We start from the raw sequence: 20728 nt of genomic DNA, 5'->3' as shown, positions 1-20728 counted from the left end.
ATGGCCACGTAGATCCTCATATGGAGGCTCGACGAGGAGCGCGCGCCGGCGGGGCGGTCGGATGACGGGGGTCCGTGCGACGTGGCCGCTCATCGGCCGCGACACCGAGATGGCGACCCTGGCCGCTGCGCTCGACGGATCCGCCGCGGGCGTGGTCGTCGCGGGCCCGCCCGGGGTCGGTCGCACCCGCCTCGCACGGGAGGCCGTCGACCTGGCCCGTGCCCGTGGGCGACCGGTGCACCGTGCCGCCGCCAGTGCCGCCGCCGCGGCGCTGCCCCTGGGCGCACTGGCGCACCTGCTGCCCACCGCCCCGTCGGGCGCCGCCGAACCCGAACTGCTCGAGCGGGCGAGGCGCGCCCTGACCGCGGGTCCCGGTCGACCGGTACTCGTCGTCGACGACGCGCACCTGCTCGACCCGCTGAGCGTCACCCTCGTACACCGGCTCGTCGCCGCGGGTGACGCCACCCTCGTCGCCACCGTCCCCGCAACCGGCCCGGACCCGACGACCACCCTGTGGAAGGACGACCTCGCCGCCCGCATCGATCTGCGCCCGCTGTCGCGGGCCCGGTCCGAGCGGTTGCTGGCCGAGGTGCTCGACGGCGCCGTCGACAGCAGGCTCACCGAGCAGCTCTGGCGGCTGAGCCACGGCAACCCGCGGGTGCTGCGGGAGTTCGTCGAGGGCGGCAGGGAGTCCGGCCGGCTGCACCGCGTCGACGGGCTGTGGCGCTGGTCGGGCCCCATGGAACCCACCCCCCGGCTGACCGGCATCGTGCTCGCCCAGCTCGCGGGTCTCGCCCCGCACGAGCGGGCCGCACTCGACCTGTTGGCCGTGGCCGGGCCCCTGCCCGTCGGCCGGTTCGTCGAGCTCGCCGGCCGGCCCACGGTGGCCGCACTGGAGCGGTCCGGGTTGATCACCGTGCGCTGCGGTGACGTCCCCGGAAGCGCGCACGCCGAACCTGCCTACCCGGTGCACGCCGCCGTCCTCGCCGACCAGCTGCCGGAGGCCGACGCCGGCCGGATCCGGCGCCAGGTCGTCCGCGACCCGGGGAACCCGGGCGCCGGATCGAGCGACGACCTGCTGCGGACCGGCCGGATGCTCCTCGACGGCGAGAGCGTGGACGTCGACGCCGAGGTACTGGCCCGCTCGGCCGAGGAGGCCGCGGCCCGCAGCGACCACCGGTTGGCGGAGCGGCTGGCCAGGGCCGCGCTGGCCTCGGGCAGCACGCAACGGGCCGCCCCGACACTGGTCGAGGCCCTGATGTGGCAGGGCCGGGCGGCCGAGGCCGAGCAGGTCGCCGCCGCCGCGCGGCCGGCGTCGGCGCGACTGGTGGCGGTCCGTGCCCTGAACCTGCAGTTCGGCCTGCGCCGGCCCGCCGAGGCACGCGGCGTGCTCGAGCCCACCGTCCGGCACGACCGGACCGGTGTGCTGACCGGCACGCTCGCCCTGCTCGAGCTGCGCTCCGGGGACGTCCGGCGGGCGGTCGAGCTGGGGGGACGGGCGCTCGCGTCCCCCGCCTGCGCGGCCGGGCACCGGCTCGCCGCGGCCGCGGCCGGTACCGGGCTGGCCGTGCAGGGGCGCGCCGCCGAGGCGCTGCGGATCGTGACGTCCGGGCAGGACACGGAAGCGGCCGGTCCGGTGCTCGGCGCGCTCGCGCTGGAGCAGGCCGGGCTGGTGGCCCTGCTGCACGCCGGGCGCATCGAGGACCACACGGCCGCGGCCGCAGCGCTGCACCGCGCCAGCATGGCGGCCACCGAGTCGGCAGGTGACGCGATCGGTGCGCTGCACCGCGGCGCGGCGGCGCTGGCCGCGGGCCGGGTCGACACCGCGGCCCGCTGGCTCACCGAGGCGCGGCTCGGGCTCAGCCATCGCGACCCCCTGGACCTGCAGCCGATCTGTACCGCGTGGCTCGCGACCGCGCGCGCCCTGCTCGGCGACTCCCGCGCCGCGGAGGCCCTCCTGGACGATCTCGACGGGGCCGGGCCGCTGGTCACGCCACAGCGGCAGCGCGCCCGGGTCTGGGTTCTGGCATCCAGGCAGCGCGTCGCCGACGCGGCCGCCCTGGCCCGGGACGCGGCGGGACCCGCCGGGGCAGCCGGTCAGGTCGTCGTGGCGGCCGGCCTGCTGCACGACGCGGTCCGCCTGGGACACGCGGCGGACGCCGCCGAACCCCTCCGGGCGCTGGCCCGCTCCTGCGACGCGCCGATCGTGCGGATCGCCGCCGAGCACGCGGACGCCGCCGTGGCAGGCGACGCGACCCGCCTGGACGCGGCGGGCGACCGGTTCGAGGAGCTCGGTGCGCTGCTGTCGGCCGCCGACTGCGCCGCGGCCGCCGCCGCCGATCATCAGCGGACCGGTCGGCGCAGGCTCGCGGCGACGGCGTCCGCCCGTGCCGTGCACCTCGCGCGCCGGTGCGGCAGCCCCCGCACCCCGGCCCTGGCCGGCCTGGAGCCCCCACGACTCACCGCCCGCGAGCACGACATCGCCCGGCTCGCGGCGAGCGGCCTGTCCAATCAGAGGATCGCACGGCGTCTGGTCGTCTCGGTCCGGACGGTGGAGACCCACCTCGCCCGCACCTACACCAAGCTGGGCATCTGCGGTCGTGGCGAGCTGGACGGAGCGCTCGGGCCGGGACGGGGACCGGCGGCCCGGTGAGGGGTCCGGGCCGCCGGGGATCGGGTACTCAGGCGGCCGCGAGCTCGGCCTGGTCCTCGGTGTGGAAGCGCTCCTCCAACGCCTCGGGCGAGGCGTCCACGTCGATGTCGAACAGGTTGGCCCCGCGGGCCGACTCGATCGCGCCGAGGCGGCGGCCGATCTTGTCCATCGCGTACTCCGCGAGCTCGTTGAGGTCGATCGCGAACGGGGGCTCCTCGCCCTCGGCGAGCCGGTCGAACGGCGCCGTCACGACACCCATCGCGGGCACCAGCAGCTCCTGCATCCGCTCGTCGACGACGTCGAACAGCGAGTCGTCGGCCGCGACGTGGCGCCGGCAGGTGAAGGTGCCCCAGGCCATGTGCCTGCGCTCGTCGTCGCCGATGTGCTTGATGATCTTCTGCATCCCGGGCAGGATCCCGCGGCTCTTGCAGATCTTCGCCCAGATGTAGTACCCGGTGAGCGCGAGCGTCCCCTCGACGATGTGGTTGTAGGTGACCGACGCGCGGATCTGGTTGCGCGGCGACGGGTCGTCGGCCAGCGCGTAGAGGCTCTGCGGCAGCTCCCGGGTGAAGATCTGCCCGTAGGCGTCGTTGTCGGCGAGGAAGGGGTGCAGGTCCTCGGTCAGGCCGACGGCGTCGAACCAGCGGCGGAACGCCTCGGTGTGCTTGGCCTCCTCGAACACGAACTGCGTCAGGTACATCTCGTCGGCCAGGCGCCCCTCCGCCGCCATCGCCGCGACGAAGGGCTGCAGGTCCTGGGTCACCGACTCCTCACCGGCCATGAACTGCGCGGCGAGCATCGTCGTCCACCAGCGCTCGGAGTCGTTCAGGGCCGCGAAGTCGGCGGCGTCCTGCGCGAGGTCGATGTCGGCGGGGTTCCAGTGCCGCCCGTTGCCCTTGGCGAACAGCCGCATCGGGAACGAGTCGAAGTTCAGCCCGCCCCGCCCCAGCGTGGCGTAGCCCGTGCGCTTTCCGTGCTCGATCGACCGCGTCATTGCAGACCTCCGTGTGTGCTGGTCAGTACCGGATGAGGCCGCGGATGTTGCGACCCTCGCGCATGTCCTCGTAACCCAGGTTGATCTCCTCGAGGGCGTACTCGCGGGTGATCAGCTCGTCGAGCTTGAGCAGCCCGAGGTTGTACATCTCCAGCAGCCGCGGCACGTCGTGCTGACCGTTGGAGCTGCCGAACAGGGCGCCGCGGATCTGCTTCTCGTAGAGCGTCAGGTCCAGCAGCGACAGGGTGGCCGTGTCCTCGTCGGGATGGCCCAGCGCGGTCACGACCACGCGGCCCTTCTTCCCCACGAGCTGCAGCGCCGGCTGCAGGTAGGAGCCCTCGGCGACGCCCGTCGTCAGGATGGCGGCGTCGGCGAGCTGGCCACGGGTCAGGCTCGACACGGTGTTCCAGGCCTCGTCCATGCTCGCGGCGACGTGGGTGGCCCCCAGCTCCAGCGCCTTCTCGCGCTTGAAGCCGACCGGGTCGACGGCCACGACGTAGCGGCAGCCGGCCGCCTTCGCCCCCTGTACGGCGTTGGCGCCGACGCCACCGATCCCGATGACGACGCACGCGTCCCCGGCACGCAGCTCCGCGGTGCGCACGGCGCTGCCGAAGCCGGTCGTCACCCCGCAGCCGACGAGCGCGGCCAGGTGCAGCGGGAACCCCTCGTCGATCTTCACGACGGACTTGACCGGCACGACGGTGTGCTTCGCGAACGTCCCGAGCAGGCACATCTGGCCGACGTCCGCACCGCGGGCGTGGAAGCGGTAGGTGCCGTCGAGCTGCGGACCGAGCGTGGCGCCCGCGCCGTCGTCGCACAGGGCGGTGTAGCCGCGCACGCAGTACGAGCAGCGCCCGCAGCTCGGCAGGAACGTCATCACCACCGGGTCACCGACGGCCACGTCGGTGACCCCCGGGCCGACCTCCAGGATCCGTCCGGCACCCTCGTGCCCGCCGATCATCGGGAACCCGATCGGCAGGTCCCCGGTGACCAGGTGCTCGTCGGAGTGACACAACCCGCTCGCGGCCAGCTCGACGAGCACCTCACCCGCGCCGGGCGGATCGAGCTCGACCTCCTCGACGGTCCACTTGCCGCCGAGCTCCCACAACACCGCCGCGGTGGTTCTCATGGCGGTCAGCTTGCCCGGAACGTGACCCCCACCGCACCGGCCCGCGGGTTCCGCCCCTGGCCCGCAGGTGCCAGTTCACCCGTCCGTGTACCCGCGAGTCGGGGCCTCCGCACCCGCGAGTCGGGCCCTGCGTGCGCGCGAGTCGGGGCCTCCGCACCCGCGAGTCGGGCCCTCCGCACGCGCGAGTCGGGCCCTGCGTGCGCGCGAGTCGGGGCCTGCGTGCGGTCGAGGGGCCGCATACCGGCTCGCCGGGACGCGACTCGCGCGCACCCACACCCCGACTCGCGGGCGCTCACACCCCGACTCGCGGGTGCTCACACCCCGACTCGCGGGCGGGCGGGCGGGGTCAGGGCGAGGGGAGGGGGAGGTTGAGGTGGGCGACGAGGCCGCCGCCGTCGCGGGGGCTCAGGGTCAGCTCGCCGTCCATCGCCGCCACCAGCGCCTCGACGATCCACAGGCCCAGGCCCGCCGTGCCCTGCCGCTCCCCCATCGCCACACCCTTCGCCGTCACGACGCCCTCCTGGCCGGGTGGCAGGCCCGGGCCGCGGTCGCGGACCTCGGCCACCAGCCGCCCCGCCCGGAGCCGGAGATCGAGCTCGACGGGCGCGTCGCCGCTGTGCCGGGCCGCGTTCTCCACGAGGTTGGTGAGCACCCGACGCAGGCGCTGGGGGTCGCAGCGCACCACCGCACCCGGCGGCTCGGCCAGCGGCACCCGGCGCGCCGGCGCGACGCCAGCCGCGTCGAGCACGGCGTCCGCCAGCTCGGCGAGGCGCACCGGCCGCTCCCGGACCCGGCCGAGCGGGCTGCCGTCGGTGACCGCGACGTCGGCGAGCCCGTCGAGCATGTCGCGCAGGTGCACGGCGTGCTCGGCGAGCAGCCGCGTGGCGGTCTCCTGCGACGGCCCCCGCAGCCGGCCCGCGGCGAGGTCGGCCGTGAGCGCCGTCAGCGACGCGACGGGCGTGCGGAACTCGTGCAGCACGACGCGCACCCCGTCGAGGCGGGCCTGCTGGGCGGCGAGCAGCCGGGCGCGCAGGTCCCGCTCCTCCAGGAACGCCTCGTGCTCGGCGAGCGCGCGGGCCCGCGACACCGCCGACTCGTCGAGCTGGCGCTCCAGCATCTGCACCAGCACCCCGACCAGCACCGCGGCCGCCACCAGGAACCCCGTCCACCACGCCCCGGCCAGCCAGCGGTCGGCGAGGGACACGTCGGGATCGGAGCCGAGCACCGCGCCCACGGTGAACCCGGCCCCGGCGACGAGCGCTGCCAGCCGCCCGATCACCGCGCCGCCCCGCACCGCCGCCGCGACGACGACGAGCGGCAGCAGCGCGACCATGATGCTCTCGGCCCCGCCGGTCAGGGCACACGCGACGAGCACCAGCACACCGTCGAGGGCGGTGGAGAACCAGGCCGGGACGAGCTGGCGCCCGCGCAGCTCACCGATCAGGAGGGCCAGCGCGTACCCGGTCGTCGCGACGACCAGCACCGCGAGCGGGACCAGCCATCCGCGCGCCAGCTCCGGTCCCAGCACCAGCGCGAGGCCGACCGCCAGCACCGCGGCGACCCGGATCACCGCGGCCGTGCGGTCCTCGGCCGTGCGCTGCGCACGCGGCACGCGCTCCCATCCCCCGCTCCGCCAGGCGTCCACCCGCACTCCCATCCCCGCTACAGTCCCCGACCGTGCGCGACGGCCGGTACGTGGTGGTCATCGTGGACGATCACGCCCTGTTCTCCCAGGGCCTGGCGCTGCTGCTGGAGTCCCGCGCGGGCGACACCTTCCTCGTCGCGGGGTCGACCACGGCGGGCGAGGAGGCCGTGGCGCTGGTCGGGCGCGAGGCGGCCGACATCGCGGTCGTCGACCTCGCGCTGCCCCCGCTGGGCGGTGTCGAGACGATCCGCCGCATCCGGGCCGCCTACCCCCGCACCCACGTGCTGGCCCTGTCGGGTACCGAGGACCTCGCGCTGGCCACCGCGGCGCTGCGGGCGGGGGCGGCGGGTTTCCTGGGCAAGTCCGCCGACCCGGACGTGCTGGTCGCGCCGCTGCTGGCCATCGTCGCGGGCGTGCGGGTGGTGCGTCCCGACCTGCTCGACGCGCTGCTCGTGGCAGGCGACCGCACCGCCGACGGCCTGCTGGAGCGCCTCGGCAGCCGCGAGGTGACGCTGTGGCGGCTGCTCGCGCGCGGCCTGGAGACCAGCGAGATCGCCAAGCCGATGCTGGTCAGCGAGCGCACGGCGAAGCGGATGATCGCGTCCCTGCTGCACAAGCTCGGTGCGGCGAACCGGATCGAGGCCGCGGCGCTGGCGGGCCGCTACGGCCTGCTGGACGACCCCGACGCCTGCTGACGGGTGGGCGCGAACTGGCCCGTGCGGGCCACGTACGGCCCGATCGTGGTCCTGTGCGCGGCGATCCCGATGCGGGACACTCCCGGTCCAACCGGAGACGAGAGGGGCCGACGTGGCGGCGTTCAGCAGTGAGGCCGAGGTCTACGAGTTCCTGGGCGGGGTGTTCCGGATGGGCCTGGACGATCCCGAGCTGGTGTCGAAGCTCGAGCCGACCGGGATCGTGCTGCGCATCACCTACACCGAGCCGGACGCGGTGATCACCGTCGACATGCCCGGCAAGGAGCTGCACGAGGGCGCCGGAGCGGGCCCGGACCCGAACGTCGAGCTGTTCATGACCGCCGACACGGGCAACCGGTTCTGGCTGGGCAAGGTCATCCTGCCGGTGGCGCTGGCCAAGGGGCAGGTGCGGGCCAAGGGTCCGGTGGCGAAGCTGCTCAAGGTGCTGCCGCTGGCCAAGCAGCTCTTCGGCCCGTACCGCGAGCTGGTGGCGTCGAAGGGCCGCTCCGACCTGCTCGAGGCCTGATCACCCGATCCGGTGGTCCGACCGGCTCCGGTGGACCCGTGGCCCGATACTCCGCGCCATGGACCAGGTGTGGCTCGACGTGCGGATGTGGACCGGGCTGCAGGGCAACTTCCGTCCGTTCACCGACGTGGCGTGCCCGGCGCCGGAGCCCCTGCCTGCGGTCGTGGGCGGGTGGCAGCAGTGGGCCGTGGCATGCCTGGGAACGGTCGCGTCCACCGAGGGCTGGCAGGCCGGTCGCTACCACTACAGCGCCGAACAACGCGACGACGGCGGGCACGCGCTCGCCGTGTTCGCGCGAGGCACGTTCGACTGGGCCACCTGACCGACGCCACCCCGGCACCTAGGATTGGACTGCGCATGCAGGGCCAATCGTGAGGGAGTGGCATGGACCACACAGAACGGCGGGTCGGGGCGCGCAGCTTCGCCCGGCTGCTCGGCGAGTGGCGCCCGGCCGACGGCCGCCGGCTGGCGAGCGCGCTGGCCGACCGCATCCGCCTGCTCGTGCTCGACGGCAGGCTCCCGCTGGAGATCCGGGTCCCCGCCGAGCGCGAGCTGGCGGGAGCCCTCGCCGTCAGCCGCACCACCGTGGCCGCGGCCTACGACCAGCTGCGCGATGCCGCGGTGTTGCGCAGCCGGCGCGGCGCGGGCAGCTGGACCCGGCTCCCGACCGGCCCGCCGGGTGGCGCGCCGCCGTCCCCGTTCTTCCTGCTCGACGACACCGCCCCGCACGAGCTGGCCCACGCCGCGTTGCCGGCCCCGTCGGAGCACCTGCGGCGGGCGACCACGGCGGCCGTCCACGACCTCGACGCCCTGCTCGGCGGCCACGGCTACGACCTGCTGGGCCTGCCCGTCCTCCGGACCGCGATCGCGGGGCGGTTCACCGCGCGCGGCCTGCCGACGACCGCCGACCAGGTGCTCGTCACCACGGGGGCGCAGGGCGCGATCGCGCTGGTCCTCGCCACGCTGACCGGTCCGGGCGACCGCGTGCTCGTCGAGCACCCCACCTACCCCAACGCGCTGGACGCGATCGCCGCACGGGGTGCGCACCCCGTGCCGGTGCCGATGACCACCGACCCGGGCACCCGTGCCGACGGATGGGACCTGGACCTGCTCACCGCCGCCGTCCGCGACGCCGCCCCGCGGCTGGCCTACCTCATCCCGGACTTCCAGAACCCCACCGGGGCGGTGCTGCCCGCGCAGGACCGGGAACGTCTGGTGGATCTGGCCCGGCGCACCGGCACCCCGCTGCTGGTCGACGAGACGCTGGCCGAGCTGTCCCTCGACGGGCCGTCGCCGCCGCCGGTCGGGTCCTTCGGCGGACCCGACTCGCCGCACGTGCTCACCGTGGGTTCGGCCAGCAAGGTGATCTGGGGTGGACTTCGCGTCGGCTGGGTCCGGGCCTCGGCACCCATGGTGCGCAGGCTCGCCGCGCGCCGCGCCGCACTGGACCTGGGCGGGCCGCCGCTGGAGCAGCTGATCACGGCGCGGCTGCTCGGCGAGGTGGAGGAGATCGCGGCCCAGCGCCGCATCGAGGTCACCGCCGCCCGGGACCACCTGCTGGGCAGGCTGAGCGCGCTGTTCCCAGGCTGGGCGGCGAACCGGCCGACCGGCGGTCTGTTCCTGTGGGTCGACGTCGGTGCGCCGGTCTCGAGCAGGCTGGCCGTCGCCGCCCGCCGGCACGGACTCGTGATCGCCGCCGGGCCCCGGTTCGGCCTCGACGGCGCGTTCGAGCGGCGGCTGCGACTGCCCTGCACCCTGCGCCGCGACCGCGTCGACGCGGCGCTGGACCGGCTGCTGCTGGCGTGGGCGGGCCTCGATCAGGTCGAGGCCGGGGTGCCGCCGGAACCGGTTGCGGTCGCATAGGGTCCGGTCCGAGCACGTCGATCAACTGGAGGTAAGTGTGGCTGGACCGCTGGCAGGGCTGAAGGTCGTGGAGCTGGCCGGGATCGGGCCGGGTCCGCACGCGGCGATGATCCTCGCCGACCTGGGCGCTCAGGTGGTCCGCGTGGACCGCCCGGGTGGGCTGCACCTCGGCGTGCCCGGCGCACCCGACCCCTCCCTGCGCGGCCGCCGCCGGGTCGCCGCCGACCTGAAGTCGGCCGAGGGGATCGAGACGGTGCTGCGACTGGCCGAGCGCGCCGACGTGCTGATCGAGGGCTACCGGCCCGGCGTCACCGAGCGCCTCGGCGTCGGACCCGCCGAGTGCCACGCCCGCAACCCGAAGCTCGTCTACGGGCGGATGACCGGCTGGGGCCAGGACGGGCCGATGGCCCAGCGCGCCGGGCACGACATCAACTACATCTCGCTGACCGGCGCGTTGCACGCCATCGGGCGGTCCGGCGAGCGGCCGGTGCCCCCGCTGAACCTGGTCGGCGACTTCGGCGGCGGCTCGATGCTGCTCGTCGTCGGCGTGCTGTCGGCGCTGTGGGAGGCGCAGCGATCGGGGCAGGGCCAGGTCGTGGACGCCGCGATGGTCGACGGCGTGTCGCTGCTGAGCCAGATGTTCTGGGGTTTCCTGTCGCAGAAGATCTGGACCGACGAGCGCGACGCGAACATGCTCGACGGCCACGCGCCGTTCTACGACACCTACACCTGCGCCGACGGGCGGCACGTGGCCGTCGGCTCGCTGGAACCGCAGTTCTACGCCGCGCTGCTCGCCGGCCTGGGCATCGACCCGGCCGAACTGCCCGAGCAGTACGACCGGGACGGCTGGCCCACCCTGCGCGCACGCTTCACGAGTGAGTTCGCGAGCCGACCGCGTGACGAGTGGGCCGCCGTGTTCGACGGCACCGACGCCTGCGTGACGCCGGTGCTGGCGTTCGGCGAGGTTGCCGTGCACCCGCACATCGCCGCGCGGGAGACGATCGTCGAGGCCGACGGCGTGCCCCAGGCCGCACCCGCGCCACGCTTCTCCCGCACCGCGGCCGAGGTGCCGACCGGGGCGCGGGAACCGGAGGACGTCGACGCGGTGCTCGCCGACTGGAGCTGACCCGCCGAGACCGCAACGAACGGCACATCCGTACACCAGGAGTGGACGAGGGTGCCGTTCGTTGCGTCGGTAGTGGGGGTCAGGCCGAGGGGGTCTCGTCCACCAGCAGGTTGCGGGTGCGCAGCGGGTCGACCGGGATGCCCGGGCCCGTCGTCGTCGAGACGGTGATCTTCTTGATGTAGCGCCCCTTGGCGGCCGACGGCTTCGCGCGCAGGATCTCGTCGAGCGCCGCGCCGTAGTTCTCCACCAGCTTGTCGGTGTCGAACGAGGCCTTGCCGATGACCAGGTGCAGGTTGGCCTGCTTGTCGACGCGGAAGTTGATCTTCCCGCCCTTGATCTCGTTGACGGCCTTGGTGACGTCGGGCGTCACCGTGCCGGTCTTCGGGTTCGGCATCAGGCCACGCGGGCCGAGGATGCGCGCGATCCGGCCGACCTTGGCCATCTGATCGGGGGTGGCGATCGCGGCGTCGAAGTCGAGCCATCCGCCCTGGATGCGCTCGATCAGGTCCTCGGCACCCACGACGTCGGCGCCCGCGGCCTCGGCCTCGGCGGCCTTGTCACCGGTGGCGAACACGATCACGCGGGCGGTCTTGCCGGTGCCGTGCGGCAGGTTGACGGTGCCGCGGACCATCTGGTCGGCCTTGCGCGGGTCGACACCCAGGCGCATCGCGACCTCGACGGTGGCGTCCATCTTCGTGCTGGCCGTGGCCTTCGCCAGCTCGGCGGCCTGCAACGGCGTGTACAGGTTGTCCCTGTCGATCTTCTCCGCGGACTCGCGGTAGGCCTTGCTGCGCTGTGACATCTGAATCTCTCTCCTCAGTCCGTGGTGCGAGCCGCGCCGGCTCTCCCACGCGTGCGTGTGGTGGTGCTCAGCCCTTGACCGTGATGCCCATGGAGCGGGCGGTGCCGGCGATGATCTTCGCGGCCTGGTCGATGTCGTCGGCGTTGAGGTCGGCCATCTTGGTCTGGGCGATCTGGCGCACCTGGTCCATGGTCACCGAGGCGACCTTGGTCTTGTGCGGCTCGCCGCTGCCCTTCTCCACACCGGCGGCCTTGAGCAGCAGGCGCGCGGCCGGCGGGGTCTTGAGCGCGAAGGTGAACGAGCGGTCCTCGAACACCGAGATCTCGACCGGCACGATGTCGCCGCGCTGCGCCTCGGTGGCGGCGTTGTAGGCCTTGCAGAACTCCATGATGTTGACGCCGTGCTGGCCGAGCGCGGGGCCGACCGGCGGCGCCGGGGTGGCGGCCCCCGCCTTGATCTGGAGCTTGATGATCGCGGAGAGCTTCCGCTTCTTGGGTGGCATCTGAAGTCGTATTCCTTAGATCTTGGAGACCTGGCTGAATGCCAGCTCGACGGGCGTCTCGCGGCCGAAGATCGACACCAGCACCTTCAGTTTCTGGGCGTCGATGTTGACCTCGTTGATGGTGGCGGGCAGCGTCGCGAACGGCCCGTCCATGACGGTGACGGACTCGCCGACCTCGAAGTCGACCTCCACCGTCGGCTTGCCGCTCGTGCTCGCGGAACCATCGCCCTTGCCCCCTCCGGTGGCCGGCTTCGGCTCCACCTTCGGCAGCAGGAACTTGATGACGTCGTCGTGGGTGAGCGGCGACGGCTTGGACGTCGCGCCGACGAACCCGGTGACACCCGGGGTGTTGCGGACCGCGCCCCACGACTGGTCGTTGAGATCCATCCGGACCAGGATGTAGCCGGGCAGCACCTTGCGCTGCACCTGCTTGCGCTGGCCGTTCTTGATCTCGGTGACCTCCTCGGTGGGCACCTCGACCTGGAAGATGTAGTCCTCGACGTCGAGCGTCTGGACGCGCGTCTCGAGGTTGGTCTTCACCTTGTTCTCGTAGCCCGCGTAGGAGTGGATGACGTACCAGTCGCCGGGGGCACGGCGCAGCGCGGCGCGCATCTCCTCGACGGGGTCGACCTCCGCCTCCGGCTCGTCCGACGGGTCGTCGGCGGCGTCGTCCGCGGTGGCGGCGTCGTCCGCGATGGCGGCGTCATCGGCGTCGTCCGCGTCCTCGGTGTAGCCGCCGGACACCGCGTCCTCGCCGTGGGCGGCCTCGGTGTCGGCGTCCTGCACGGCCTGCTCCGGGAGATCCTCGTCGGCACCGGCGCGCGCCGAGGCCTCGACCACGGCCTCGTCGGCGTCGATCTCGGTGTCGGTCAGCCCGGGGCCGCCGTTGGGGGAACTCACGTACGTCTCGCTTCCTTGTCGCTGGTCGCGCGGGTCAGTTGCCGAACAGGAAGTTGACACCCTGCGCGAACACCAGATCCATCAGTGCCACCAGCGCGATCATGAACGACACGAACACCAGCACGACGATCGTGTAGGTGACCTGCTGCCTGCGCGTGGGCCAGATGACCTTGCGCAGCTCGGCGACCACCTCGCGCAGAAAACGGACGACCCGGCCGGGCAGCGAGACCTTCTCGGGACGGCCGTCCCGGACCGCGGTGGCCCGGCCCTTGCCGTCGTCGGGCGTGGAGCCGGCGCGCCGCCCCCGGCGGTCGGCAGCGGTGCTCGGGCGTTCCCGCCCGTCATCGCCGACCTCGCGCTCGTCGTCCGCCACGCCTGTCCTCCAGCTCGCCGGCGGGCCTGCCGGTCTGACCCGGTCGACTCCGCTGCTGTCCGTCTTCCACGCAGTGCAGGGGTGACAGGACTTGAACCTGCAACCTGCGGTTTTGGAGACCGCTGCTCTGCCAGTTGAGCTACACCCCTAGACCCCCGCCGCGGGACCTGCCCGCCTGCGGAGAAACGCATCGTCGCAGCACGCTGCGACAACACATCCAGCACGACGAGTGTACGGCACCCCGGCGCAGCGGATCCCGCGCCCCGGCGGACCACCCGTCGAGCGGTCCTCGCCCGACGAGGCCGATCGGCGCTCCGCGCACCGATCGACGCTCTCCGGCGCGGTGGCGACCGACGTGCGAGCGCAGAGAACGTGTGCAGGCCCCTGCTGAGCGTCGCCTGCGTCGCCCCATAGGCCGGCGTGAGCCCCCTGCGTGAGGGCTCCTGCTTGAAGGCCCCTGCGTGATGACCTCAGCCGCGAAGCGCCACCTCGGCGACGGCGCGACCGAGTACGGTCCTCCCGTCGAACCGGGCCGTGATCGCGATCTTCGCGACGCCGTCGGTCACGTCGGTGACCTTGCCCGACAGCTCGACCTCGGCGCCGTCGTCGTCATCCGGGACGGTCACCGGGCGCGTGAACCGCACGCCGTAGCTGCGCACCGCGGACGGGTCGCCCGCCCACTGCGTGACGAGCCGCCCGGCGAGCGCCATCGTCAGCATGCCGTGGGCGATGACGCCCGGCAGACCCACACCGGTGGCGACGCGGTCGCTCCAGTGGATGGGGTTGAAGTCGCCGGACGCGCCCGCGTAGCGGACCAGGTCGGCCCGGGTGATCCGCAGTGACAGCGGCGGGAGCTCGGTGCCCTTCTCGACCGTCACGAGGCCTCCTGCGGGGAATCGCCCTGGGTCACCAGCAGCGCGCGGGTGGTGGCCACCGCGACTCCCGCGGTGTCGGCGACCTCGCAGCGCAGCGTCAGCATGTGACTGCCGGCGCGCGCCGTGAGCTCCTCGACGTGGATCGTGGAGACGAGTTCGTCGCCGCCGTGGATCGGCCGGTGCAGCGTGATCGACTGGTCGCCGTGGACCATGCGCGAGTAGTCCCAGCCGAGCGCGGGGTCGCGCAGGAACGCCTCGATCAGCGGCATCGTGAACGTGACACTGAAGGTGGGCGGGGCGACCAGGTCCGGATGACCGGCCGCCCGTGCCGCATCGAGATCCAGACACACCGAAGCGCCCTCGCCGATGGCGAGGGCGAATTCCCGGATCTTCTCCCGACCGACCTGGTAGGGCGCCGAGGGAGGAAGGCTCTTCCCGACGAACGAGGCGTCCGGCGCCACCGTCAGCGGGTCTCGCGGTGCTCGCGGTGCGTGCCGCAGTTCGAGCAGAACTTCTTGATCGCGAGCCGGTCGGGGTCGTTCCGACGGTTCTTCTTGGTGATGTAGTTGCGGTGCTTGCACTGCTCGCACGCCAACGTGATCTTCGGCCGGACGTCCGTGGCCTTACCCATCGCGGGTGCCTCCTGCTAGCTGTTCGGAACGATTCCTGGTAGCGGTGGCCGGACTTGAACCGGCGACACAACGATTATGAGCCGTTTGCTCTACCAGCTGAGCTACACCGCTGTACTAAGTGGCTGACGCCGCCTCACCGAGCCCCTTTACGGAATCGAACCGTAGACCTTCTCCTTACCATGGAGACGCTCTGCCGACTGAGCTAAAGGGGCGGCAGACCACCCGGGGCTCGCGCTCCGAAGTGGCCGACGACGATGCTACACAACGCCGCGGCCGGGCCGGAAATCGGTACCGCCCGGGGGGCTGAGCAGCGGATTCACCCAGACCGACCCGCACACGCCGGGCACGCGGGCCATCGGCGGCGGCACCCCGGCTCACCCCCGCCCGGCGTGCGGGTAGGGCAGCAGCGCCATCTCGCGGGCGTTGCGGATCGCGGTGGCGACCTGGCGCTGCTGCTGGGGCGTCAACCCGGTCACGCGACGAGCCCGGATCTTGCCGCGGTCGGAGATGAACTGGCGCAGCAACGTCGTGTCCTTCCAGTCCACCTGCGTGATCCGCTTGGCGTGCAGCGGGTTGACCTTCTTGCGCGGCGCGCGCTGCGGTCTCGACTGGGCCATCGTCAGCGCTCCTCGGTGAACTCGACGTGCCGGCGCACCCGGGGGTCGTACTTGCGCAGCACGAGCCGGTCGGGGTCGTTGCGCCGGTTCTTCCGGGTCACGTACGTGGTGCCGGTTCCCGCGGTCGACCGCAACCTCACGATCGGCCGGAGCTCGGTGCTGCGAGCAATCGACCCGCCCTCCTTCACAAACGACATTCATTTTCAACTAAGGTGGATCCTACCCCATCCCGAGGAGGACACCCGTGCCCGAGCTGCTCGTGCTCACCGGGCTGATCGCGCCCGGCGTGGAGGCGGTCGTCGACCGCCTCCGCACGCTCGACCCCGACATCGCCGTCCTGCACCACGACCTGCGCGACATCGATCGCGACGTGGTGCACCGCAGGCTCCGCCGCGGCGGGCTCGACGTCACGACCGCGGTCGAGCTCGCCCACGGCTGCGTGTCCTGCACGCTGCGCGAGGACCTGCTGCCACAGCTGCTCGAGCTGGCCACGCCGGGCGGCCCGCGCCGGATCGTCCTGCACCTCGACCCGGCGCTCGAACCCGAGCAGGTGTGCTGGGCGCTGCGGCACGTCCTGATCGACGGGTCGGTCGTCACCGACGCCGTCGACCTGCGGGGCGTCCTCTCCGTCGTCGACACGACGAGCTGGTTCGACGACGCGACGGGCGCGGCCGCGCTGCCGGAGCGCGGCCTCACCGAGCCGGGTGGGCGGGGCGAGGGCGCGGACGAGCGCACCGTCGCGCAGGTGGCCGTGGGCCAGGCGGAGTTCGCCGACCTGCTGGTGCTCACCGGCGTCACCGACGCCTGGCAGCTGGCCCGCACGGCCGCCGTCCTGACCAGGCTCGCGCCGACGGCGGCGCAGCTGCGCCTGCACGAGGTCGACGAGCGGGCGTTCCTCACCGAACTGCCCGCCGAGGCCCGTCGCGGCCGTCCCGACGACGTGCACGCCGCCCTGCTACGCGGGTGCCCCCCGCTCGCCGGGGACTGCGGGGTGCGGCTCGTGGGCTTCTCCGCGCGGCGCCCGTTCCATCCCGACCGCCTGCACTCCGCGCTCGACGTGCTGCTCGACGGGGTCGTGCGCACCCGCGGCCGGATCTGGCTGGCGACGCGGCCCGAGGCCGTGCTCTGGCTGGAGTCCGCCGGCGGCGGGGTGCGGGTCGGGCACGGCGGGGACTGGCTGGCCGGGGCGGGCGAGCAGGCCTGGGAGGCGGCGACGCCGGAACGACGTGCGCTGGCCGCGCTGGGCTGGCACCCCCGCTTCGGCGACCGCGCCCAGGATCTCGTCGTGCTCACCCACGCGGCCGACGCCGACGAGATCGACGCCTGCCTGCGCGAGGCCCTGCTGACCGACCTGGAGCTGGCGGCGGGCGAGGACGCGTGGCGCGCCCTGCCGGACCCGTTCGGCTGGTGGCACACCGACCCCTGCGAGCCCTCGGCCGACGTGGCGGTGGGCGGCGACGAGTGCGGGTCCGAGGAGCGCTGAGATCACCCGGCCGCCGTGGGCCCGGGTACGGCGGACCGCACCAACGCGGCGGGGCCGGACGGTTGGGCAGGCCCACCGTCCGACCCCGGTACCGAACCCGGGCTCAGCCCTCGTCGGCTCCGATGAAGCCCTCCGAGATCAGCCAGTCGCGCGCGACCTGCCGCTCGGGGATGTTGTCCGAGGACTTCTGCCCGTTGAGCTCGAGCATGACGTCGTCGGTCAGCGCCGCCGAGATCGGGGCGAAGACGTCGGCGACGGCGGGGTTCTGCTCGAAGGTCTCCGAGCGCATGGTCGGCGCGGCGTTGTAGAGCGGGTGGTAGACCTGGTCGTCCTCGAGCACCCGCAGGTCCAGCGCGGGGATGCGGCCGTCGGTGGTGAACACCTCACCGAACAGGCACGTCGCGGGGTCGGTCGTGGCCTGGTAGATCGCGCCGGTCTCGAGCACGGAGGGCTGGCCCGCGGGGAGCTGGAACCCGTAGGTCTCCTGGAGGCCGGGCAGGCCGTCGTCGCGCACGAGGTACTCGCTCTCGACGCACATCGGCCCGGTGCCGCCCTCGTTGTAGTAGGCGGCCATGTCCGAGAGCGTGTTCAGGTTCAGCTCCTCGGCCTGGGACTCCAGCACGGCGAACGCGTAGGTGTTGTTGAACTCGGTCGGGGCGAGCCACTCGATCTGGTTCTGCTCCAGGTCGGTGGCCTTGACCGTCTGGTACTGCTCCTCGGCGTCCTGGATGGGCGCGCCGCCGAAGAACGTCACCTGCGCGGTACCGGTGTAGTCCCAGTACACGTTGATGTCGCCCGCGAGCAGGGCGTTGCGGGTGGCCTCGGTGCCGCCGACGTTGCACTGCGGGGTGACCTCCGCGCCGACCGACTCCAGCGCGGCGATGGTGATCTCGCACAGCACGAGCTGTTCGTCGAAATCCTTGCTGCCCACCGTGTAGGACGCGCCGCTGAGGTCGATGCTCTCGGCCAGGCTGCCCGCGGCCGCCGACTCCCCACCGCCCTGTTCCAGCCCGCCGCCCGCGCATCCGGCCAGTACGAGCGCCGCTGCCGTGCCGGCGACCGTCATCGTCGCTCGTCGCATCCGCATTCTCATGGTTCTCCTCTGATGTGGTGCTGCGATGCCGACCCGGTCAGCGGGCCGGTGTGGGTCAGCCGCCCGAGCCTCGGACCAGCTGCTCGGCCAGACCGGCCAGCCAGTCGACCAACAGCGCGAGGGCGGCCACGAGCGCGGCGACCGCGAACGCGGCGCCGGTCCGCCCGAGCTTGAGCATGCTCAGGATCGGCGTCCCGAGCCCGCCCGCGGCGATGAACGTCGCGAGGGTGGCCGTGCCGACGTTGAGCACCAGGGCGACCCGGATGCCGGCGACCATCACCGGCACCGCGAGCGGGAGCTCGACGCGACGCAGCGTGAGCCCGGCGGACATGCCCATGCCGCGGGCGGCCTCGATCAGGGCCGGGTCCACCTGGCGCAGGCCGACGACGGTGTTGGTCAGCACCGGCAGGAACGAGGCGATCACCAGGGCCACGATCGCGCTGGTGGGCCCGAAGCCCAGCGGGCTGAACGCCATCAGGATGATCACCCCGAACGGGGGCAGCGCCTGCATGAACCCGCCGACCGCGAGGACCGCGTCGCCGATGCGACCCGCCGACGGGCGGCTGAGCACGATCCCCAGCGGGATCGACAACGTCACGACGATCAGGGTGGACACCCCGACCAGGTAGGCGTGCTCGATGAACTGCTGCCACAGGTTCGCGTAGTCCAGCGTGCGGGCCTCGGGTTGCCGGCCGGGGGCGGTGAGGTCCTGGGCGTTGATCCACAGCACCACCCCGAGCACCGTCAGCGCGACGATCACGGGCGTGACCAGCAGGCCCCGGTTGCGCAGCAGCGACCGGCCGGCCCGCGTGGTGGCCGCGGGCGACGCGGCCGGGGCGGTGGTGGTGGCGCTCATGAGCTGCGGCCCTTCGCCCGGAGGTCCCCGACCATCGCGTCCCACCGCAGCGCGCCGCGCGAGTGCCCGTCGTCGTCGACGACGAGCACCAGCGGCGCCCGCGAGTCGAGCATGACGTCGACGGCGTCGTAGACGGTCCCGCCCAGCGGCACGGTGACCAGCGGCGGCGCGGTGTCACACCCCGGGACGTGCAGCCAGCGTTGCGGGCGGCCCGCGTCGTCGACGGCCAGCACCGGGTGCCGCCCGGCCGGGGCGCCCCCGCTGGACACGACGACCTCGTCGAGCTGCAGCCGGGAGAGTTCGAGCAGCGACAGCCTGCGCACCGCCGCCCCGCCACCGACGAACTCGGCGACGAACTCGTCGGCCGGGTTCGTGAGCACCTCGTCGGGGCTGTCGTACTGCCGCAGCCTTCCGCCCGGGCCGAAGATCGCGATCCGGTCGCCGAGCTTGACCGCTTCGGTGAGGTCGTGGGTGACGAAGCAGATCGTCTTCGCGACCTGGCGCTGCACCTCGAGGAACTCGTCCTGCAGCCGCTCACGGGTGATCGGGTCGATCGCGCCGAACGGCTCGTCCATCAGCATCACCGGGGGATCGGCGGCCAGCCCGCGCGCCACCCCGACGCGTTGCTGCTGGCCGCCGGAGAGCTGGCGCGGGTACCGGGAGCGGTACTGGCCCGGCTCCATCCCGACCAGGCTCAGCAACTCGTCGACCCGGGCGGAGATCCGGTTGCGGTCCCAGCCCAGCATCTTCGGGACCATCCCGATGTTCTCGCCGATGGTCATGTGCGGGAACAGGCCGACCTGCTGGATGACGTAGCCGATCCGCCTGCGCAGCTGGTCGGCGTTGACCGTGGTGACGTCCTCGCCGTCGAGGATGATCTTCCCGGTGGTCGGCTCGATCAGCCGGTTCATCATCTTCAGCGTCGTCGTCTTGCCGCAGCCCGACGGGCCGATGAGCATGACGATGGCCCCGGTGGGAACCTCGAAGGTCAGCTCGGCCACCGCCGGATCGTCCTGGCCGGGGTAGGTCTTGCTCACCCCCTCCAGAACGATCATCGGCCGGGTCACGGATCCGGCCTGTCCCGGTGCACTGGCCTGGAACGTCTCAGACACGGATCCCCCTCGGCGTGGTGAAGCGCTTGACGACGACGAATGCGATCTCGTACACGGCGGCGACGACCAGCGGGCCGAACGTGCCGACGAGCACCTGTGCGAAGCTGCCCGCGCCCCCGAGGCGGGTCAGGCCATTCTGCAGCGGCTCCCCGAACCCCAGGTCACTGATGATCGCGGCGACCGCGGCGATCGCGATCATGATCAGGGCGGCGACCCGGATCCCGGACAGGATGACCGGCCAGGCCAGCGGCAGCTGGATGCGGACGATCCGGCGCACCGGGCCCATCCCGATCCCCCGGGCGGCCTCCAACACCGCCGGGTCGACCGACGACAGTCCCGCCACGGTGTTGCGCAGCACCGGATAGATCCCGTACAGGGTCAACCCCACGATCGCCGGCGTGGTGCCGAGTCCCAGCGGTGGTTGCAGCAGGCTGAACAGGGCCAGCGACGGGATCGTGAGCAGCGCGGAGGCGGTGAGCAGCGCCGCCTCCTGGCTGCCCGAGCGCAGTCGCCGCGACCACGACGGCGGGCTGAGCTGGTTGGTGTGCAGCACCAGCGCGAGCCCCACCGAGATGGCGGTGGCGATCGCGACCGAGTACAGCACGATCAGGAAGTGGGACTGCGCGTAGAACTGGACCTCCGCCATGTTGGTCGACAGGTAGTCGATGAGGTCGTCCATCCAGCTCGCTCCTCGGGCATCGTCGCGTCACGGTCCGTGTGCTCGCTGTCGGGTGCTCGTGGCGGCAGGCTAGACGCCGTCGACCGGACGGCGACGCCACCGTGTCGGAGCCTCCCGACCCACCGGACCCAGCGTATGTCCAGCTCAGGCGCCGGACCAGGGGAACGACCATGGGT

General features: G+C 73.1%; 23 protein-coding genes and 3 tRNA genes. 7 read left to right on the top strand and 19 right to left on the bottom strand.

Annotated elements, in window-relative coordinates; all coding sequences use genetic code 11:
* Positions 1 to 61 precede the first annotated feature (61 nt).
* The gene (locus Q1K26_RS23325; RefSeq protein ID WP_300017020.1) at positions 62 to 2653 is read left to right on the top strand and encodes a LuxR family transcriptional regulator; all 2592 of its coding nucleotides are present in this window, start codon (positions 62 to 64) and stop codon (positions 2651 to 2653) included.
* A gap of 28 nt (positions 2654 to 2681) precedes the next feature.
* Here Q1K26_RS23325 and Q1K26_RS23320 read toward each other — a convergent pair whose 3' ends face one another.
* The 3 genes from Q1K26_RS23320 to Q1K26_RS23310 form a co-directional block, all read right to left on the bottom strand.
* Positions 2682 to 3647 (bottom strand): R2-like ligand-binding oxidase, encoded by a 966-nt coding sequence (locus Q1K26_RS23320; RefSeq protein WP_300017017.1) that lies wholly within the window; start codon positions 3645 to 3647, stop codon positions 2682 to 2684.
* A 22-nt stretch (positions 3648 to 3669) separates the two neighbouring features.
* Positions 3670 to 4776: an NDMA-dependent alcohol dehydrogenase gene (locus Q1K26_RS23315; protein WP_300017014.1), complete on the bottom strand. Its 1107-nt coding sequence runs from the start codon at positions 4774 to 4776 to the stop codon at positions 3670 to 3672.
* A 346-nt stretch (positions 4777 to 5122) separates the two neighbouring features.
* Entirely contained in the window at positions 5123 to 6433 is a 1311-nt protein-coding gene (locus Q1K26_RS23310) for a HAMP domain-containing sensor histidine kinase (RefSeq protein WP_300017011.1), read from the bottom strand.
* Between the two features lie 20 nt (positions 6434 to 6453).
* Between Q1K26_RS23310 and Q1K26_RS23305 the strand changes: the two genes are divergently transcribed.
* From Q1K26_RS23305 to Q1K26_RS23285, 5 genes are all read left to right on the top strand, one after another.
* Positions 6454 to 7116: a response regulator transcription factor gene (locus tag Q1K26_RS23305; protein WP_300017008.1), complete on the top strand. Its 663-nt coding sequence runs from the start codon at positions 6454 to 6456 to the stop codon at positions 7114 to 7116.
* A 112-nt stretch (positions 7117 to 7228) separates the two neighbouring features.
* Entirely contained in the window at positions 7229 to 7639 is a 411-nt protein-coding gene (locus tag Q1K26_RS23300) for a sterol carrier protein (protein ID WP_300017005.1), read from the top strand.
* 58 nt (positions 7640 to 7697) lie between these two features.
* Positions 7698 to 7961, top strand: coding sequence for a hypothetical protein (locus tag Q1K26_RS23295; RefSeq protein ID WP_300017002.1), 264 nt, complete (start codon positions 7698 to 7700; stop codon positions 7959 to 7961).
* Positions 7962 to 8023: 62 nt separating this feature from the next.
* Positions 8024 to 9502 carry a PLP-dependent aminotransferase family protein gene (locus Q1K26_RS23290; RefSeq protein WP_300016999.1) on the top strand — a complete coding sequence of 493 codons (1479 nt, stop codon included), beginning with the start codon at positions 8024 to 8026 and terminating at the stop codon, positions 9500 to 9502.
* Positions 9503 to 9539: 37 nt separating this feature from the next.
* Entirely contained in the window at positions 9540 to 10628 is a 1089-nt protein-coding gene (locus Q1K26_RS23285) for a CaiB/BaiF CoA-transferase family protein (RefSeq protein ID WP_300016996.1), read from the top strand.
* Positions 10629 to 10707: 79 nt separating this feature from the next.
* Here Q1K26_RS23285 and rplA read toward each other — a convergent pair whose 3' ends face one another.
* From rplA to rpmG (Q1K26_RS23225), 12 genes are all read right to left on the bottom strand, one after another.
* Entirely contained in the window at positions 10708 to 11430 is a 723-nt protein-coding gene (gene rplA, locus Q1K26_RS23280; RefSeq protein WP_300016993.1) for a 50S ribosomal protein L1, read from the bottom strand.
* A gap of 67 nt (positions 11431 to 11497) precedes the next feature.
* Positions 11498 to 11932, bottom strand: coding sequence for a 50S ribosomal protein L11 (gene rplK / locus Q1K26_RS23275; protein ID WP_300016989.1), 435 nt, complete (start codon positions 11930 to 11932; stop codon positions 11498 to 11500).
* A 15-nt stretch (positions 11933 to 11947) separates the two neighbouring features.
* Positions 11948 to 12718 (bottom strand): transcription termination/antitermination protein NusG, encoded by a 771-nt coding sequence (gene nusG, locus Q1K26_RS23270; RefSeq protein ID WP_300017342.1) that lies wholly within the window; start codon positions 12716 to 12718, stop codon positions 11948 to 11950.
* A gap of 148 nt (positions 12719 to 12866) precedes the next feature.
* Positions 12867 to 13205, bottom strand: a complete 339-nt coding sequence (gene secE, locus Q1K26_RS23265; RefSeq protein ID WP_300016986.1) for a preprotein translocase subunit SecE — start codon at positions 13203 to 13205, stop codon at positions 12867 to 12869.
* Positions 13206 to 13281: 76 nt separating this feature from the next.
* Positions 13282 to 13354: transfer RNA gene (locus Q1K26_RS23260), tRNA-Trp, on the bottom strand.
* 321 nt (positions 13355 to 13675) lie between these two features.
* The gene (locus Q1K26_RS23255) at positions 13676 to 14083 is read right to left on the bottom strand and encodes a MaoC family dehydratase (RefSeq protein WP_300016983.1); all 408 of its coding nucleotides are present in this window, start codon (positions 14081 to 14083) and stop codon (positions 13676 to 13678) included.
* The gene (locus tag Q1K26_RS23250) at positions 14080 to 14541 is read right to left on the bottom strand and encodes a MaoC family dehydratase N-terminal domain-containing protein (RefSeq protein WP_300016980.1); all 462 of its coding nucleotides are present in this window, start codon (positions 14539 to 14541) and stop codon (positions 14080 to 14082) included. Before Q1K26_RS23250 ends, Q1K26_RS23255 begins: the two co-directional genes overlap by 4 nt.
* A gap of 2 nt (positions 14542 to 14543) precedes the next feature.
* A complete protein-coding gene (gene rpmG, locus Q1K26_RS23245) occupies positions 14544 to 14711 on the bottom strand; it encodes a 50S ribosomal protein L33 (protein WP_300016977.1) in 168 nt (55 codons plus the stop codon).
* 36 nt (positions 14712 to 14747) lie between these two features.
* Positions 14748 to 14823 (bottom strand) — tRNA-Met (locus Q1K26_RS23240).
* Between the two features lie 28 nt (positions 14824 to 14851).
* Positions 14852 to 14924 (bottom strand) — tRNA-Thr (locus Q1K26_RS23235).
* Positions 14925 to 15086: 162 nt separating this feature from the next.
* Positions 15087 to 15329, bottom strand: a complete 243-nt coding sequence (rpsR, locus tag Q1K26_RS23230; RefSeq protein ID WP_300016975.1) for a 30S ribosomal protein S18 — start codon at positions 15327 to 15329, stop codon at positions 15087 to 15089.
* Between the two features lie 2 nt (positions 15330 to 15331).
* A complete protein-coding gene (gene rpmG, locus Q1K26_RS23225) occupies positions 15332 to 15499 on the bottom strand; it encodes a 50S ribosomal protein L33 (RefSeq protein ID WP_300017340.1) in 168 nt (55 codons plus the stop codon).
* A 74-nt stretch (positions 15500 to 15573) separates the two neighbouring features.
* Between rpmG (Q1K26_RS23225) and Q1K26_RS23220 the strand changes: the two genes are divergently transcribed.
* Positions 15574 to 16812: a GTP-binding protein gene (locus tag Q1K26_RS23220; RefSeq protein ID WP_300016973.1), complete on the top strand. Its 1239-nt coding sequence runs from the start codon at positions 15574 to 15576 to the stop codon at positions 16810 to 16812.
* Positions 16813 to 16915: 103 nt separating this feature from the next.
* Here the strand turns inward: Q1K26_RS23220 and Q1K26_RS23215 are convergent, their stop codons facing one another.
* From Q1K26_RS23215 to Q1K26_RS23200, 4 genes are all read right to left on the bottom strand, one after another.
* Entirely contained in the window at positions 16916 to 17878 is a 963-nt protein-coding gene (locus tag Q1K26_RS23215; protein WP_300016970.1) for a glycine betaine ABC transporter substrate-binding protein, read from the bottom strand.
* A gap of 82 nt (positions 17879 to 17960) precedes the next feature.
* Positions 17961 to 18761: an ABC transporter permease gene (locus Q1K26_RS23210; protein ID WP_300016968.1), complete on the bottom strand. Its 801-nt coding sequence runs from the start codon at positions 18759 to 18761 to the stop codon at positions 17961 to 17963.
* Positions 18758 to 19873 (bottom strand): ATP-binding cassette domain-containing protein, encoded by a 1116-nt coding sequence (locus Q1K26_RS23205; RefSeq protein ID WP_300016965.1) that lies wholly within the window; start codon positions 19871 to 19873, stop codon positions 18758 to 18760. Before Q1K26_RS23205 ends, Q1K26_RS23210 begins: the two co-directional genes overlap by 4 nt.
* Complete coding sequence (locus tag Q1K26_RS23200; protein WP_300016962.1) at positions 19866 to 20552, bottom strand: ABC transporter permease subunit; 687 nt, start codon at positions 20550 to 20552, stop codon at positions 19866 to 19868. The genes Q1K26_RS23205 and Q1K26_RS23200 overlap by 8 nt, the downstream gene beginning before the upstream one ends.
* Positions 20553 to 20728: the final 176 nt, after the last annotated feature.

This window comes from Pseudonocardia sp., assembly GCF_029263155.1.
Classification (GTDB): domain Bacteria; phylum Actinomycetota; class Actinomycetes; order Mycobacteriales; family Pseudonocardiaceae; genus Pseudonocardia.
This window is presented reverse-complemented; position numbering and strand designations above follow the sequence as displayed.

Excerpts from the sequence above, each read along its gene's own strand:
- rplK (WP_300016989.1), bottom strand. The coding sequence starts at position 11,932 with ATGCCACCCAAGAAGCGGAAGCTCTCCGCGATCATCAAGCTCCAGATC.
- Q1K26_RS23215 (WP_300016970.1), bottom strand. The coding sequence starts at position 17,878 with ATGACGGTCGCCGGCACGGCAGCGGCGCTCGTACTGGCCGGATGCGCG.
- rpmG (WP_300016977.1), bottom strand. The coding sequence starts at position 14,711 with ATGGGTAAGGCCACGGACGTCCGGCCGAAGATCACGTTGGCGTGCGAG.
- Q1K26_RS23210 (WP_300016968.1), bottom strand. The coding sequence starts at position 18,761 with ATGAGCGCCACCACCACCGCCCCGGCCGCGTCGCCCGCGGCCACCACG.
- Q1K26_RS23315 (WP_300017014.1), bottom strand. The coding sequence starts at position 4,776 with ATGAGAACCACCGCGGCGGTGTTGTGGGAGCTCGGCGGCAAGTGGACC.
- rplA (WP_300016993.1), bottom strand. The coding sequence starts at position 11,430 with ATGTCACAGCGCAGCAAGGCCTACCGCGAGTCCGCGGAGAAGATCGAC.
- Q1K26_RS23320 (WP_300017017.1), bottom strand. The coding sequence starts at position 3,647 with ATGACGCGGTCGATCGAGCACGGAAAGCGCACGGGCTACGCCACGCTG.
- rpsR (WP_300016975.1), bottom strand. The coding sequence starts at position 15,329 with ATGGCCCAGTCGAGACCGCAGCGCGCGCCGCGCAAGAAGGTCAACCCG.
- Q1K26_RS23295 (WP_300017002.1), top strand. The coding sequence starts at position 7,698 with ATGGACCAGGTGTGGCTCGACGTGCGGATGTGGACCGGGCTGCAGGGC.
- Q1K26_RS23310 (WP_300017011.1), bottom strand. The coding sequence starts at position 6,433 with ATGGGAGTGCGGGTGGACGCCTGGCGGAGCGGGGGATGGGAGCGCGTG.
- Q1K26_RS23325 (WP_300017020.1), top strand. The coding sequence starts at position 62 with ATGACGGGGGTCCGTGCGACGTGGCCGCTCATCGGCCGCGACACCGAG.
- Q1K26_RS23200 (WP_300016962.1), bottom strand. The coding sequence starts at position 20,552 with ATGGACGACCTCATCGACTACCTGTCGACCAACATGGCGGAGGTCCAG.
- Q1K26_RS23290 (WP_300016999.1), top strand. The coding sequence starts at position 8,024 with ATGGACCACACAGAACGGCGGGTCGGGGCGCGCAGCTTCGCCCGGCTG.